Source organism: Desulfovibrio piger ATCC 29098 (assembly GCF_000156375.1).
Lineage (GTDB): Bacteria > Desulfobacterota > Desulfovibrionia > Desulfovibrionales > Desulfovibrionaceae > Desulfovibrio > Desulfovibrio piger.
This window is the reverse complement of the sequence record NZ_DS996359.1, coordinates 820,579-834,703: the sequence shown is the minus strand read 5'-3', so window position 1 is coordinate 834,703 and position 14,125 is coordinate 820,579. Positions and strand designations below refer to the sequence as shown.

Here is a 14,125-nt window from a genome sequence, read left to right as displayed (position 1 = left end):
TCAGCCGTGCAGATAGCCGTAGGCGGCCATGGCGGCCCGGGCCCCGTCCCCCGCCGCGGTGATCACCTGCCGCAAGGGGGTGTCCCGTACGTCGCCCGCGGCAAAGATGCCGGGGACGGACGTGCGCATGCTCTCGTCCGTGACGATCCAGCCGCCTTCCTTCGTCTGCAGCAGGCCCTCTTCCAAAAATTCCGTATGGGGAAGCGTGCCGATGAAGATGAATACCCCGCTGACGGGGATGCAGCGCTGTTCACCGCTCTTGACGTTCCTGACCCGGATCTTTTCGACGATATCACTGCCCTCGATGGCTTCGAGCACGCTCTCCATGACCGGAACGATCCGGGGATTGGCCAGTGCCCGCTCCACAGCGAGGCTGTCGGCCCGGAAGGTGTCGCGCCGGTGGACGAGATAGACCCTAGAAGCGAAACCGGTAAGATACACGGCCTCCTCCACGGCGGTATTGCCGCCACCGATGACGGCGACTTCCAGACCTTCAAAAAAAGCGGCATCGCATACGGCACAATAGGATACGCCAAGACCGGTATACTTGCCCTCACCGGGGCACCCCTGCCTGCGAAAACCCGCACCGCTGGCGATGATGACGGCCCGGGCCGCGATCCGGCTGCCGTCCTTGAGTTCGATGACCTTGTCATCGCCGCAACAGGACAGCTTCTGCACGGAACCGGTCATGAACCGGGGCGCAAAGCTCAGGGCATGTGCCCGGAGCGCCTCGGCAAGGGAAGCCCCGGTGGCTTCGGGCAGACCGGGATAGTTCTCGATCCTGCTGGTCGTCAGGATCTGCCCACCGGGGCGCCCCTTTTCCAGGACGAGGGTCTCGATACCCGCGCGCCTGGCGTAGATGGCGGCCGAAAGACCGGCAGGACCTGCACCTATGATGACAAGCTCATGTCTTTCCATGAAAGCCTCATTGGTTTGCTGGCCGTGCCGGGCAGGACGGAGGAGATGTGGTACCCGGCACGACCGTGGGGAGGTGGAGGAGCATGGCGCGGACAGCCCCGCGCAGTGATCACAACAGGAAGGTAAGGAACGGCATGATCAGCGTCAGTGCCAGGACCCACCACAACAGGTGCCGGAAGGTCTTGTCGTAGTCTTCCGCCTCGGACAGGATGAGCGCCCCGCCGATATGGAAGGGACTGGCGCACATGACCACCAGGCAGGCCGACAAGACGCCCAGCGAGATGCTGTTGGCCAGGACAGCCGTGGAACCGGCCATGGACTTTACGGCCACGGGGATGACCAGACCGAGGACAGCGATGGACGAGGATTCGAAGTTGGCCAGGATGGTGCCCACGATGGCGACGCTGAAGCGCACGAGGGACGGATCTTCCATGCTGGCAAGGTAGTCACCGATGACCCGCAGCACGCCCAGCTTTTCCAGCAGGCCCACATAGATGAGGACGCCGGCGATCATGATGGCGATGCCCCAGGGGAGCTTGCTCAGGGCGGCCTTGGACTTGATGCGGAAAGCGATCTGCAGGACCATGCCGATGGTGAAGGCGGTCAGGCCCACGTCATACTTGAGGAGCGCCAGCACGATGAACAGGATCATGCCGATGAAGGAACAGATCTGGTACGGCGTCAGGGGCCCGGTGGCCTCCTGCCCTTCTTCCCCGCCACGGTTCTGCTGCACGGGACGGCGGATCAGCTCCATGCCGCCGAAGACGAAGAAGGCGACCACGGCCACGGCGATGGCGACCACGCCCTGCGAGAGGAAAAGCCAGGTCGGGTCGATGGGGATGCCCGCATGCGCGGCCTGTTCGGCCACAAGGTTGCCCCAGGGATTGAACAGGGTGAAACCGCCCACGCACGAGCCCTGGATCAGGATGATCCCCATCATGGTCGGGCTGATACGCTCACGCTTAGCGATCTCCAGGGCCACCGGCACGGTGATGGCGAAGGCCGCGGCCGGCAGGGCACCCACAGCGCAGATGAGGGCTGCCAGTACGTGGATGATCCAGGGCAGGAGGTAGACCCGGCCCCTGGCCAGTGCCACGGCCTTCTTGACGATGATGCCCGCAAAACCGCTCTCCTGCACATGGTTCCACAGATACATGACCCCCAGGACCAGCAGGACGAGCTTGGCCGGGAAGGCGGCGTACAGTTCCTTGAGGGGCAGGCCGGTGAACAGGGCCAGCAGGAAGCTGGCCGGGATCATGATCAGCCCGAGGTTGATGTGCTGCCAGAGGCTCAGGCCGAAGACGAAGGCGAGCCAGACCAGTGCGTATATTTGCAGAGTAGTCATGGGATCCCCCACAAAGGTTGCTGATTAAGGATGACTGGGACCGGAAGCCGGCTGGCTGATGGCCTGCAGGGCCTTCAGGACAAGGCCCCTGCGCAGCTTCTTTTCCGCAGCGGCATCGAGGGAAGGATTGCCCACCGGGAAGGGGATGCCCTCCCCGGGGACGATGCGGGGAACGCCGATGGAGGCAGCAATGGAAGTGATGGTGCAAATCTGGGCGGTAGGGATGCCCATGCGTTCGATTTCCTTGGTGATCGTTGCGCCGCAACGAGTACCGGTGCCTCAGGTGGAGGTAAGGATGACCCCCTGCACGTTGTCCGCCTTCAAAGCGGCAGCGATGGCCTTCCCGAATTCCTTGCTGTTGTTGTAGGAGGTGCCGTTGCCCGTGGTGGTGAAACAGTAGTCGGCCAGCTCGCCGATGACGCCCTCGGCCACCAGTTCACGGCAGACATCGAGAGGCAGCAGCCTGCACGGCGCGGCATTGACGAAGGCATTGTTGTACCCGCCATGGACGGTCTGGAAGGATTCCGGTGCAAGGGTCCGGAGCCCCTCCAGCGACAGCCGCAGGTACTTGCTCGCCCGGGACGATTCAAGGCCGTCCGGGTTCCCCTTGGGCACCAGCCCGCCTTCGGTGACGAGGGCGATGCGGGCCTTGGCGGGGTCGGCCAAAGGCGCTGCCGGAGCGACTTCGTCAAAGACCGGCATGGGCAGCTCCGTGCCCACCTCTTCGGCCTTGCCGTCGAGCACGGCAAGCAGCATGTCCACGGCGCGCTCGGCGCCGTCCCTGTCGCTCCAGATGTTCCGGCGATGTCCGGTGGGCAGGTAGCCCTCTGCCGCCGCGGGGCCGACAGGGACGCCCGTGGCTATCTTTCTGGCAAGCGCGCTCATGGCGGTCACGGCCTGGCGCATGCCGGCCACGGAATTGGCGGTCTCGATGATGAGCGCCTTGTCCCGGTACAGTTCGGCGCCGGGGTTCTCCGGATACATGCCCGTGATGACCGGGATATGGAGTTCCGCCGCCACGGCCGCGCAAACGGCGCCGCATGCCGGGCCATAGCGTCCGGCATTGAAGGCCGGGCCGGCGATGAACAGGTCGGGCTTTTCCTCGCGGATGAAGCCCATGATGGTCTCGATGGCCTGCTCCTGATTGCCCGCGATATAGTTGTCACCGCAGATGACGGTGGCCGAGACCGTGGCGATGTCCTTGAGTTGCGCGGCAAAAGCCATGGCGGGCCCGACGGGCTCGTGCCTGACGAGCGGCGGGATGTCTGCCTTGTCTTCTCCCCCTATCTGTCCGAAGAACTGATTGAGATAGTGGACGATCTTTATCATGGCGTTCTCTCAGTGGGTTGAAGGGTTGCCTTGAAAATGCCGGCTCTGCAGAGCGCGTCCCGCAGCATCAGAATGCCGTGGCGGAAAGTCTGTAGGCTCCCAGCTGGTTCGTGGCCGTGTACATCCGCCCCAGTGCCGTGGAGAACGGCCGGGAGGCATCCGGCACCCTGAGCAGGCAGTCCCCTCCAAGGACCGTGGTCATGCCGGGCAGATCGATGACCTGGTCATTGTTCCCCGTACTGACGACATGGCGGGCCAGCGGCGTGGTATCCACCAGCGAGGGCTGGTCCCCCTCGGGCCCGGCCAGTTCATTGATGAGCATCACTGACGGGATGCCCTGGGCAGCGCAGGCCCGGGTGCAGAACATGAGGTCGGAGTCGGCATGGCCGCCGCCTTCCTGGGTCATGACGACGCCCTCGGCACCTATCTGGCGGGCCAGCTTGGCGGCGAACTCGGCTGTACGCCGCTTGTCGAAAAGTGTGCTGTGCTCGTTGGCGATGACCACACCGGCAAAATCCAGGGTCTTGCCATGGCGGGCATACAATTCCCGGATGACGGGATTGTTGAGGTGCAGATACGTGGGGTTCTTCTGGCAGGCGATGATGTAGTTGCCGCTGACGATGGCACCATCCATGACTTCGTTGGGATGGAGCAGCGTGGGCAGGAGGCTGGTGACGTCCTTGCCGTAAAGGAAGGTATTGCGCAGCGGGCCCTGCGATTGCAGGTAATAGATGTAGACGACCTTGCGCAGATGGGGATCCACGGGCGTATCCGTGCTGAAGGTACGTACGCTCCCCGGCTGCTGCCCCCGTGCGGTCTTCCCCAGATACAGGGCCGCTGCCAGCAGGGACTTGCGCGTGGCGGCGTCGAAATCACTGTTGCTGGCATTGGGATCCGCCGGCGTGCAGCGCAGGACGACATTGCAGAGCGAACTGAACAGCGAATACGCCGCGCCGGGCCCGGACATGTCGATGATGCCTTCCTGTATGCCCTGGCGTCTGCCCGTCTGCATGACGCTGACCCCCTGGAGGACATATGTGCGCCCCGTACCGGCAAGCTGCATGGAAGAGAACATGCCCGGGTAGGGGCTTTCCGCATCCGATTCCTTGCAGCGCGGCTGCATGACATCCATGATGTTGATGATGCGTACGGCTTCACCGGGACGGGCGATGTCTATCTGCACGTCGGAGAAAAAACCGTCCGGATCGATCTGCCGGGCCATCTCTTCCCGGTTGATGGTGAGCACTGTCCCTTCCAGAGCCGTCTTTTCCCCGAATACGACATTCTGAACAGGAAAATCAAAAAATTCCAATTCCATCACTGACTCCTTTACCAAAATGCACACTCGTGTTCACTTGACGCATGCATGAAAAACTATTGCATATGTCACATATTCTTTTTGCGGAGATCATTCATCCGCTGGCAGATTGCCTCCTTGTCGAATCTGTGGATGAACGGAAGGATGTACTTCTCGAATGCCTGGGGAGAAAAAAAGGCTGCTGCTTCAGGCTCCACGATATGCATCACCTTGAGCCGCAACTGCTTCCCCGTCAGCGGTCCCGAAAGGGAGGGGTCCCCGGTGGAGACCGTTTCCGCCTGGATCTGGCTGCTTTCCGCATCCGGGCAGCCAATAAGGACGTACAGGTTGGCATGGTTGCCATGTTCGATGACCTTGGCCAGCTTCCATTGATCTTCCAGATCCATAGCGCCTGCGGTCATTCAAACGAAAAACTGGTTGATGGCGTAGATCACGGTATGGCCACTTTCCTCCAGCGCGGAACACAGGGCCCCGGAGGAGACCCCGTCCATGGCTCCGATCACTATGAATTGAGGGGTGGTATCTTCCATTACAGCTCCTTGCGTTTGTGATTTAATTAGCAAGAGCCATGCCATGAAAAATATCAAAAAATATCGTTATATTAGCAAAACAATAAAATGATGCTGTCTCATTTTTGAGATCAAAAAAGATATTGATATCAAAAAATATGTTATATCAATATGTTATATCTTTATTTTTGAGACAGCATTTTTCTTATTCTGAAACACTCCGTCCCTTCAGACGGCAGGGAATTTTTTGTTTGTCATTACGGATAACTATGTAATAGTCAGGTATGGCGTGCTCCACAGGGAGGGAAACCGTGCACGGACTCCTGTCCCGGATCATGCCGGTTCCGCTGAAGGGCCCTTTCATGGCCGCCGGGCTTTCGATCAGGAATGTCGTCCTGCCGGGACGATGATGTTGTTTGCGGATGGTGACAGTCCATGAATGATACTGTTTCTCGTCATGTATCTTTGCAAAAGAGCGCTCTCCTTGACCATCTTTCCGAAGCCATACTTGTCGTTTCCCGCAAGGGAGAGCTTTTTGCCGTCAATAGTGCCGGTCTGAAGCTCCTTTCGCTGACCGGAAGATCCATCAAGAAACTGAAGGAGATCCTGTTTTCCGAGCTTTCCCTGCCCAAAGTCCTTGAGGCAAGGGATGCGACAGAGATCAAGTTGCGCAAGCTGAACATCGCTGACCACACCTATATCATCGACTCTTTTTTTGACGGGGAAGATCTCGTCATCCTGCTCTCGGACATCACCGACGTAAAAAAGATGGCCGAAGACCTCAGCCAGCAGTTCACCCATCTGCTGCGCTTCAAGATGTCCATGCAATGCATCACCGACGGCATCGTCGTTGCGGATGCCTTCGAACGCGTCGTGTTCATGAACGCGACCATGCACGACATCATCTCGTCGCAGCACAAAAAATACGACGTCAGGACCCTGAAGGATCTTGAACTGTTGCTGGGGATTTTTTCCGAGAACGAAGAGGGGGCGTCCCTGTCGGAATCTTCCTACAGGGACGAGAAGACAGGCCAGACGTTCCTGGCTGAAAAAAGAAAGCTCATGATATCAGGGGAGAGGCTGCACGGTTTCCTCATCTATTTTTCCGCCGTATCGGCGGAGGAAGGAAAGCCCCTGAAAAACAGCCTGAAAACGGCCCAGACACCCCTTTCGGAACTGCGCTACCCGCCCGCTGGGAACAGGAAAGGGGCCGAAAAGCCCTCCATCCAGTCTTTCGTCGGCCAAAGCAAATCGGTCCTGCGCATCAAGGCCATCATCAAGAAGGTGGCGCCCTCCTCCTCGACCGTGCTCCTGCAAAGCGAGAGCGGCACGGGCAAGGAGCTGCTGGCCCGCTCGCTCCATGAACTCAGCGAACGGGCCGACGGCCCGTTCATCAAGCTCAACTGCGCCAGCCTGCCGGAATCCCTGCTGGAAGCCGAAGTGTTCGGCTATGATTCCGGCGCGTTCACCGGGGCCAAGAAAAGCGGCAACCCCGGCCTGTTCGAACAGGCACATACCGGAACGATCTTTCTTGACGAACTGGGCGAGATGTCCCTCTCCCTCCAGGCAAAGCTGCTGCGCATCATCCAGGAGCGCGAGGTGCAGCGCATCGGCGGACAAAGCTCCAAACAGCTCGACGTCCGCATCGTTGCGGCCACGAACAGGGACCTGCTCCAGCTGGTCAAGCAGGGCAGGTTCCGCAGTGACCTGCTGTTCCGCCTGAACGTCGTCTCCATCACCATCCCGCCATTGCGCGAACGAAAAGAAGACATCAAGTCGCTCATCATTTATTTTTTGCGGCTCTATTCCCAGATATTCAAAAAAAATATCAGCGGCGTTTCCAAGGAAGTCTACTATCTGTTCATGAATTACGACTGGCCGGGCAATGTTCGAGAGTTGAGCAACATCATCGAATACGCGTTCAACATCATCGACGGCAATATCATCGAAAGCCGCCACCTTCCGCAGTATCTTCTGGATGCCTCGACCTATCCTTCCGGCGGTTCCCGGACACTGGACGACATGATGGCGGACTACGCATTCAAAGCGGTCATGGACAGCCTGGAACAGCACAAAGGCAACAAGGCCCTTGCTGCGCTTTCGCTCGGCATCTCCCGGGCAAAGCTCTACCGTATCATCGCCGGGCGCAAGAAACCCGCCTGCCGCTAAACCCGTTTTCCCCGGCGCGGGCTGTCCGGTGTGGGGACGGCCGCCCCGGCATGGCTGCCTGTCCGGAAGAGGGGATGAGGCGCCCTGTCCTGACGGCCCATGCACCCGCCTTGCCTATCCTTGCAGGTGGGGGCCTTGCCGCCCTGCCTCGTCCTCTCCGCCCCAGGCACGCCCGCAGGGAAAGATTGGACGCGCTTCCCAAGGCCTGCGGGGACTCCCTGCGGCATGGCCGCCATGGGCCGCAAAAACAAAAAGAGGTCACACCACATCGTGGTATGACCTCTTGATCTTTTTATGGTCGGAGCGACTGGATTCGAACCAGCGACCCCCTGCTCCCAAAGCAGGTGCGCTACCATGCTGCGCCACGCTCCGTGATGGGATGTTTTGTACGCAAAAGGCCCTGCTTTGGCAAGGGCGGCCCGTCCGGAGGCCGCAAGGGCCGTTGCCTCCATAAGGGAGGGATCGCCATCCTGTAACGGAAGGCCCCTTGGCCTTCTTCCACACCGGGCGGGTGCCGGCTGCGGACAGGGGCGCCCTTCCTCCCCCCAAAAAGGAGCTGGCCATGCCTGCCCTTCCCTGCGCACGGGAAAGGAGCAGGGGCTCATCCGTGCCCGGGCTCCCGGCCACGGCCATCGGCGTGAGCGCTGGCCCCTTTTCCAGACAGGTAACCTGGCGGCAGAAAAAGAAAAACCCCGCTCGAAAGCGGGGGGATTTCCTTATGGGGCGAAAGATGGGACTTGAACCCACGGCCACCTGGGCCACAACCAGGTGCTCTACCAACTGAGCTACTTCCGCCGTAACGAAGACGTGTATACGCACATCCCGAAAAATATGCAAGCAAAAATTTACATTTCTCTTTCTGGATTTTTTTTAGAAAAAAAACTAGCATCCGATACCGGCTCCAAACACCATGTTTTGCCGGAGCACGGGCCAGTCCCCACAGGGACGGGACCGGTGCCGCAACCCCCAGCATGCGCCGCAGGCCAGGGCCTGCAGGCCGCACGAGGATCCTGATGGACAAGCTCATTATCGAAGGCGGTACGCCGCTCAAAGGGACCATAGATATCAGCGGCTCCAAAAATGCCGCCCTGCCCATTCTTTTTGCCGGCATCCTGCTGGATGCGCCCATGGTCTACACCAATGTGCCCGACCTGCGCGACATCCATACCACCATCAAGCTCCTGAACGTGCTGGGCTGCACCTGCGGCTATGACGACCATCGCGTGGAGCTGACGCCCGGCAGCCTGCTGCCCGAGGCCCCGTATGACCTGGTGCGCACCATGCGTGCCTCCGTGCTGTGCCTGGGCCCGCTGCTGGCCCGCATCGGTCAGGCCCGCGTGGCCCTGCCCGGCGGCTGCGCCATCGGCGCCCGCCCCGTGGACCAGCACCTGAAGGGCCTGGAACTCATGGGCGCCACCTTCGAGCTGGAAGAAGGCTACATCATGGGCCATTGCGACAAGCTGCGCGGCGCCCACATCACCTTCGACATGCCCACCGTGGGCGGCACGGAGAACCTGCTCATGGCAGCCGTGCTGGCCGACGGCGAGACCACGCTGGAAAACGCGGCCCGTGAGCCCGAAGTGGTGGATCTGGCCAACTTCCTCATCTCCTGCGGCGCGCAGATCGAAGGCCACGGCAGCAGCACCATCCGCATCAAGGGCGTCAGCAGCCTGCGTGGCACGGAATACGCCATCATGGCCGACCGCATCGAGGCCGGCACCTTTTTGGTGGCGGCCGGCATCACCGGCGGCGAGCTGCTGCTCAAAAACTGCCCCTTCACCGAGCTGGAATCCGTCATCGCCAAGCTGGAAAGCATGGGCCTGGCCATCGAACAGCGCCCCGAAGGCGTGCTGGCCCGCTACCAGGGCGTGCTGCGCGGCGCGGACGTGAAGACCCGTCCCTACCCCGGCTTCCCCACCGACATGCAGGCCCAGATCATGGCCCTGATGTGCCTGGCCGAAGGCTCCAGCATGGTGGAAGAAAGCATCTTCGAGAACCGCTTCATGCACGTGCTGGAGCTGGTGCGCATGGGCGCGGACATCAAGATCTCCGGCCATACGGCCATGGTGCGCGGGGTCAGCCGTCTGACCGGCGCCCCGGTCATGGCCTCGGACCTGCGCGCCAGCGCCTCGCTGGTGCTGGCCGGTCTGGCCGCGCACGGCACGACCCACGTGCAGCGCATCTACCATCTGGATCGCGGCTACGAACGCATCGAGAACAAACTCAACGCCGTGGGTGCCCGCATCCGGCGTGAAAAGGAATAGCGCTCCGGCGCAAGGAGGATACATGCGTTACATCGTCCCCCTGCTGCTCCTCTGCTGCCTCATGCTCAGCAGCGGTTGTGCCTCGCTCTACGGCGTGTACGACGACCAGCGCCTGAGCGGCACCATCACCGATGACAAAGAGATCTCCCTGGGCATCAAGTCCGACCTTATGGACGCCAACCTTTCCCAGGGCTGGGGCATCAAGGTCTACTGCTATTACGGCCATGTCTTCCTGGTGGGCGAGGCCCCCGAGAAGATGCGCTCCCAGGCCATCCGCATCGCCCGCCGACACAAGGGCGTGCGCTCCGTCACCTCGCACTGGTTCACCCCGGCCAAGAGCGAGACCGGCGACTTCGTCCTGGCCACCAAGCTGCGCACGGAACTCATCGGCACCTCGGGCCTGAGCTCCACCCGCATCGACACGGAAGTCAACGCCGGACGCGTGGTGCTGCTGGGTGTGGTCAAGGATGAGGCCGAACGCAAGCTGGCCATCCGTGCCGCACGTCAGGTGGAGGGCGTCAAGCAGGTCATCAGCTATCTGATGCTGCCCCAGAAGCAGGCCGACATGCCCGTGCCCAAGGGCCAGGTGGTGCCCGGCGCGGGCCAGGGCACGCAACCGGCGGCCACGCCCGCCGCGGCTCCGTCCACGGCACCGGCCGCCCAGCCCGCGGCCCAGAACGTGCCCACCATGCCGCCGGCCAACTCCTCGCACAAGCTGACCCCGCCCACGGCACCGCCTCCGCCGCCGGTGGGTGACGAGGCCGCCGGGGCCGTCTAACCCAAGCTCCCCAGGATGACGGGGCCCGGCCCCGTCATGAACGATCTTCCTTCATACGAAGGGCCCGCTCCAGCGATGGAACGGGCCCTTTCCTTTTGGTGCGTACGGCGCGGGGCGGCTGATGCCGGCGCCCCGCCTCAGAATTCTATGCCCGGCGCGGCCTTGATGCCCGCTCGCCAGGGGTGTTTGATCTCGCCCATCTCCGTGACAAGATCGGCGGCTTCCACCAGCCAGTCCGGCGCATCCCGACCGGAAAGCACCAGATGGCATCGGTCCCGGCGCGCCGCCTCCATGAGACCTTCCACTTCGCTCCGCTCCAGGATGCCCGCTTTCAGGGCATAGAGCGTCTCGTCCAGCACCAGCATGTCCAGGCGTTCCAGACGCTGCCGGGCCCAGTCCAGCGTGGCCAGGGCCGCCTCCCGATGGGCGGGACGGTCTTCCTCACGCCGCAAAAAGCCCTTGCCCCCGGCCAAAAAGTCATCCCCCAGCAGGCGCGCGAGGACGGTCTGTTCCCCGGCGCAGCCCGGCTGCTTCATGAACTGGCCGAAACCCACGGCAAAATCCCGGCCCAGGGCCCGCATGGCCTGCCCGATGCAGGCGCTGGTCTTGCCCTTGCCGTTGCCCGTATAGACGATGATCATGATTTCCATACTCCCGGCAGCTGACTGCCGCATCGCGGACAGACACCTGTGTCCGTCCTCATGGTGACCTGCCAGCCCTGCCGTTCCAGACAGGGCTCTCCACACTGCGGGCAGAGCGTATCAGCGCCGCCCGCACAAAATACATTGCCCGTATATACGAAGTGCAGCCCCTCTTCCAGACCGATGTCCCGGCAACGCCGCAAGGTCTCCGCCCGCGTGGCCGGATGATCCGTCATGCGGTAGGCAGGATGGAAGGCCGTCACATGCCAGGGCGTGTCCGCGCCCAGCTCGTCGCGGATGAAGCGTGCCAGTGCCCGCAGTTCCGCCTCTCCGTCATTGAGACCTTCCAGGATGAGGGTCGTCACCTCCAGCCACCAGCCCAGGGAACGCATCCGCACCAGATTGTCCAGCACGGGCCGCAGGCGGGCGCCGCAATAATGATGATAGAAATCCTCGCTGAAGGCCTTCAGGTCTATATTGGCCGCCCGCACCAAAGGTCCCAGTACTTCCAGACAGCCGGGGCTCATGAAACCGTTGCTCACCAGAATGGACGGCAGGCCCCGTTCCTGGCCCAGCGCGGCCGTGGCCGCCAGCAGCTCCACGAAGACCGTGGGTTCGTTGTAGGTGAAGGCCAGGCTGCGGCAGGCGGTGCGCAGGGCCGCCGCCACCAGCACATCGGGCGTGGCTTCGTGCCCGCGGATGCGCTCCTGCTCCAGCGGGTCACGGGAGATATGATGGTTCTGGCAGAAAAGGCAGGAAAAATTGCATCCGGCACTGCCCACGGAAAACGTCCGGCTGCCGGGCAGGAAGTGATACAGGGGTTTCTTTTCCACCGGGTCGGCCTGCACGCCCGTTACCAGCCCGTCCACCAGCGAGAGCGGACGCCCCTCGTGGTTACAGCGCACACCGCACCGTCCCCGCTGCCCCGGCGCGAGCACGCAGGCATGGGCACAGAGCCCGCAGCGTAATCTGCCGTCCGTCAGCCGTGTCCACAGCATGCTTTCCATAAGGCGCTCTCCTTCGCGGCCTGTCCGGCCACCTTTGACGACCGGTGCCGCCGTTGCTCCTCCCCTATCGTGATGCCGCCTGCCCGGGGCCGAGCCTCTCCGTGCGCAAGGCAAGCCCTGGCCCCGGTACGAACGGCACGGGGGGCCTGCCCCCTTGGTATAACAGGGGAAGATCCCCGCTGCCATGAGAAAAAAGGTGACCGAAAATCTCCCCCTGCCGGGATTTCCCCCAAAAAGCTGCTTGGGATTCGGCAAATTTTTTGCTAGGGTGTCTCCCACCAAGGAGGATACTCATGTCCACAGATCGCGCAAAAGCATATACCGAAGCCGGCGTCGATATCCAGGCCGGCAATGATCTCGTGGCGCGCATCAAGCATCTGGTGCAGCGCACGCATACCAAGGGGGTCATCTCCGACATCGGGGGATTCGGGGGCCTGTTCAGACCTGAAATCGGCAACATGAGCGACCCCGTGCTTGTCTCGTCCACCGACGGCGTGGGCACCAAGCTCAAACTGGCCTTTGCCTTCAACAAGCACGATACCGTGGGCATCGACCTCGTGGCCATGAGCGTCAACGATATCCTGGTCCAGGGGGCCACCCCCCTGTTCTTCCTTGATTACTTCGCCACCGGCAAGCTGGATGTGGATACCGCCCACACCGTCATCAGCGGCGTGGCCGAAGGCTGTCGCCAGTCCGCCTGTGCCCTGCTGGGCGGCGAGACCGCCGAGATGCCCGACATGTACGGCGATGGCGAATACGACCTGGCCGGCTTCTGCGTGGGCATCGTGGACAACGCCAAGCTGGTGGACGGTTCCGGAATCCGCGTGGGCGACAAGATCGTGGGTCTGGCCTCCACGGGCCTGCACTCCAACGGCTTCTCGCTGGCCCGCAAGATCCTGGACAAGAGCGGCCTGGGCCCGGACGATCCCTTCCCGGGTGCCGACGGCGCCACCGTGCGTGACGTGCTGCTGGCCCCCACCCAGATCTATGTGGAAGTGGTCCGCTCCCTGCTGCGCGACCTGGACGTGCGCGGCATGGCCCACATCACCGGCGGCGGCTTCTACGACAACATCCCGCGCGTGCTGCCCAATCAGGTGGAAGCCCACATCGACTTCGGCAGCTGGGAAATGCCCCCGGTCTTCAAGTGGCTGCACGAAGTGGGCGAACTTTCCTGGCCCGAGATCCTGCAGATCTTCAACGGTGGTATCGGTTACGTGCTGGTGCTGCCCGAAGAGCAGGTGGAAGAGACCATCAACCGCATCCAGGCCTTCGGCATGTCCGCCTGGTCCATCGGTACCATCGCCCGCCGCAACGGCGACGGCGAACAGGTGGTCGTCAACTTCGACAAGGCCTAGCCTCGTCCTGCATCCGATCCTCAAGGGGGAAGGCTGTCGCCTTCCCCCTTTTTTCTTAGCAAAGGACATACATGAACGTAAAAGCATGGCTGGGGCGCCTCCTGTCCCGCAAGGCCCCGGACCCCGCAAAGGCCAGGCGCAAGGCCTCCCGCCGTCCGGCATCGCCGCTGCGGGAGCTGGAGCAGGAACAGGCCGCGCTCCGTGCCCGGCTCGACGCGCTGGGAACGGCCCTTGATGCCGCGTCCGTCGCCCTTCCGGAACAGGAACGGACGGCCCTCTGCCGGGTGAGGGACGAGGCCCGCGCCGTGTGCGGGCGTGCCCGCGACCGTCTGGTCGCCTTCCGCAAGACCTGCTGGCTGGTGGTCCTGATCCAGCTCTGCCTGCTGGCCGTCATGCTGGCCTCGTTCCATTTCTTCCTGCCGGAACTCTAGCCTCCCGGTCCTTTCCTCCCTTCCCCGCCGCGGAGTGGACAGTGCGGGATCATTGCCTGAT

13 protein-coding genes and 2 tRNA genes are annotated in these 14,125 nt (G+C 62.3%); 5 read left to right on the top strand and 10 right to left on the bottom strand.

What is annotated here, in order from left to right; genetic code table 11:
• The 6 genes from trxB to DESPIG_RS14480 all read right to left on the bottom strand — a co-directional run bounded on the left by trxB (position 1) and on the right by DESPIG_RS14480 (position 5,440).
• Positions 1 to 918: a thioredoxin-disulfide reductase gene (gene trxB, locus DESPIG_RS10180; RefSeq protein ID WP_006008282.1), complete on the bottom strand. Its 918-nt coding sequence runs from the start codon at positions 916 to 918 to the stop codon at positions 1 to 3.
• A 109-nt stretch (positions 919 to 1,027) separates the two neighbouring features.
• A complete protein-coding gene (locus DESPIG_RS10175; protein ID WP_006008278.1) occupies positions 1,028 to 2,263 on the bottom strand; it encodes an SLC13 family permease in 1,236 nt (411 codons plus the stop codon).
• A 24-nt stretch (positions 2,264 to 2,287) separates the two neighbouring features.
• Positions 2,288 to 3,592, bottom strand: a complete 1,305-nt coding sequence (locus DESPIG_RS10165) for a glycine/betaine/sarcosine/D-proline family reductase selenoprotein B (RefSeq protein ID WP_081446871.1) — start codon at positions 3,590 to 3,592, stop codon at positions 2,288 to 2,290.
• A 67-nt stretch (positions 3,593 to 3,659) separates the two neighbouring features.
• Positions 3,660 to 4,910 (bottom strand): glycine/sarcosine/betaine reductase component B subunit, encoded by a 1,251-nt coding sequence (locus DESPIG_RS10160; protein WP_006008272.1) that lies wholly within the window; start codon positions 4,908 to 4,910, stop codon positions 3,660 to 3,662.
• 68 nt (positions 4,911 to 4,978) lie between these two features.
• Complete coding sequence (locus DESPIG_RS10155) at positions 4,979 to 5,296, bottom strand: hypothetical protein (RefSeq protein ID WP_040369813.1); 318 nt, start codon at positions 5,294 to 5,296, stop codon at positions 4,979 to 4,981.
• Positions 5,297 to 5,311: 15 nt separating this feature from the next.
• Positions 5,312 to 5,440, bottom strand: coding sequence for a hypothetical protein (locus tag DESPIG_RS14480; protein ID WP_006008268.1), 129 nt, complete (start codon positions 5,438 to 5,440; stop codon positions 5,312 to 5,314).
• 414 nt (positions 5,441 to 5,854) lie between these two features.
• Between DESPIG_RS14480 and DESPIG_RS12930 the strand changes: the two genes are divergently transcribed.
• Entirely contained in the window at positions 5,855 to 7,588 is a 1,734-nt protein-coding gene (locus DESPIG_RS12930; protein ID WP_081446870.1) for a sigma 54-interacting transcriptional regulator, read from the top strand.
• Positions 7,589 to 7,883: 295 nt separating this feature from the next.
• Here DESPIG_RS12930 and DESPIG_RS10145 read toward each other — a convergent pair.
• Both DESPIG_RS10145 and DESPIG_RS10140 read right to left on the bottom strand, forming a co-directional pair.
• Positions 7,884 to 7,960 (bottom strand) — tRNA-Pro (locus DESPIG_RS10145).
• Positions 7,961 to 8,307: 347 nt separating this feature from the next.
• Positions 8,308 to 8,383, bottom strand: a tRNA-His gene (locus DESPIG_RS10140).
• Between the two features lie 218 nt (positions 8,384 to 8,601).
• Between DESPIG_RS10140 and murA the strand changes: the two genes are divergently transcribed.
• Together murA and DESPIG_RS10130 are read left to right on the top strand one after the other, a co-directional pair.
• Positions 8,602 to 9,852, top strand: coding sequence for a UDP-N-acetylglucosamine 1-carboxyvinyltransferase (murA, locus tag DESPIG_RS10135; protein WP_006008263.1), 1,251 nt, complete (start codon positions 8,602 to 8,604; stop codon positions 9,850 to 9,852).
• 22 nt (positions 9,853 to 9,874) lie between these two features.
• Positions 9,875 to 10,630: a BON domain-containing protein gene (locus DESPIG_RS10130; RefSeq protein ID WP_006008262.1), complete on the top strand. Its 756-nt coding sequence runs from the start codon at positions 9,875 to 9,877 to the stop codon at positions 10,628 to 10,630.
• 137 nt (positions 10,631 to 10,767) lie between these two features.
• Here the strand turns inward: DESPIG_RS10130 and DESPIG_RS10125 are convergent, their stop codons facing one another.
• The gene (locus DESPIG_RS10125; protein ID WP_040369812.1) at positions 10,768 to 11,271 is read right to left on the bottom strand and encodes a cob(I)yrinic acid a,c-diamide adenosyltransferase; all 504 of its coding nucleotides are present in this window, start codon (positions 11,269 to 11,271) and stop codon (positions 10,768 to 10,770) included.
• Positions 11,268 to 12,278 (bottom strand): AmmeMemoRadiSam system radical SAM enzyme, encoded by a 1,011-nt coding sequence (amrS, locus tag DESPIG_RS10120; protein ID WP_006008258.1) that lies wholly within the window; start codon positions 12,276 to 12,278, stop codon positions 11,268 to 11,270. The genes DESPIG_RS10125 and amrS overlap by 4 nt, the downstream gene beginning before the upstream one ends.
• Before the next feature lie 293 nt (positions 12,279 to 12,571).
• Here amrS and purM point away from each other — a divergent pair, with 293 nt between their 5' ends.
• Together purM and DESPIG_RS10110 are read left to right on the top strand one after the other, a co-directional pair.
• The gene (gene purM, locus DESPIG_RS10115) at positions 12,572 to 13,633 is read left to right on the top strand and encodes a phosphoribosylformylglycinamidine cyclo-ligase (protein WP_006008254.1); all 1,062 of its coding nucleotides are present in this window, start codon (positions 12,572 to 12,574) and stop codon (positions 13,631 to 13,633) included.
• A gap of 71 nt (positions 13,634 to 13,704) precedes the next feature.
• Positions 13,705 to 14,064: a hypothetical protein gene (locus tag DESPIG_RS10110; protein WP_006008251.1), complete on the top strand. Its 360-nt coding sequence runs from the start codon at positions 13,705 to 13,707 to the stop codon at positions 14,062 to 14,064.
• Positions 14,065 to 14,125: the final 61 nt, after the last annotated feature.

Excerpts from the sequence above, each read along its gene's own strand:
- DESPIG_RS10110 (WP_006008251.1), top strand. The coding sequence starts at position 13,705 with ATGAACGTAAAAGCATGGCTGGGGCGCCTCCTGTCCCGCAAGGCCCCG.
- DESPIG_RS14480 (WP_006008268.1), bottom strand. The coding sequence starts at position 5,440 with ATGGAAGATACCACCCCTCAATTCATAGTGATCGGAGCCATGGACGGG.
- DESPIG_RS10160 (WP_006008272.1), bottom strand. The coding sequence starts at position 4,910 with ATGGAATTGGAATTTTTTGATTTTCCTGTTCAGAATGTCGTATTCGGG.
- murA (WP_006008263.1), top strand. The coding sequence starts at position 8,602 with ATGGACAAGCTCATTATCGAAGGCGGTACGCCGCTCAAAGGGACCATA.
- DESPIG_RS12930 (WP_081446870.1), top strand. The coding sequence starts at position 5,855 with ATGAATGATACTGTTTCTCGTCATGTATCTTTGCAAAAGAGCGCTCTC.
- DESPIG_RS10125 (WP_040369812.1), bottom strand. The coding sequence starts at position 11,271 with ATGATCATCGTCTATACGGGCAACGGCAAGGGCAAGACCAGCGCCTGC.
- DESPIG_RS10130 (WP_006008262.1), top strand. The coding sequence starts at position 9,875 with ATGCGTTACATCGTCCCCCTGCTGCTCCTCTGCTGCCTCATGCTCAGC.
- DESPIG_RS10155 (WP_040369813.1), bottom strand. The coding sequence starts at position 5,296 with ATGGATCTGGAAGATCAATGGAAGCTGGCCAAGGTCATCGAACATGGC.
- trxB (WP_006008282.1), bottom strand. The coding sequence starts at position 918 with ATGGAAAGACATGAGCTTGTCATCATAGGTGCAGGTCCTGCCGGTCTT.
- amrS (WP_006008258.1), bottom strand. The coding sequence starts at position 12,278 with ATGGAAAGCATGCTGTGGACACGGCTGACGGACGGCAGATTACGCTGC.
- purM (WP_006008254.1), top strand. The coding sequence starts at position 12,572 with ATGTCCACAGATCGCGCAAAAGCATATACCGAAGCCGGCGTCGATATC.
- DESPIG_RS10175 (WP_006008278.1), bottom strand. The coding sequence starts at position 2,263 with ATGACTACTCTGCAAATATACGCACTGGTCTGGCTCGCCTTCGTCTTC.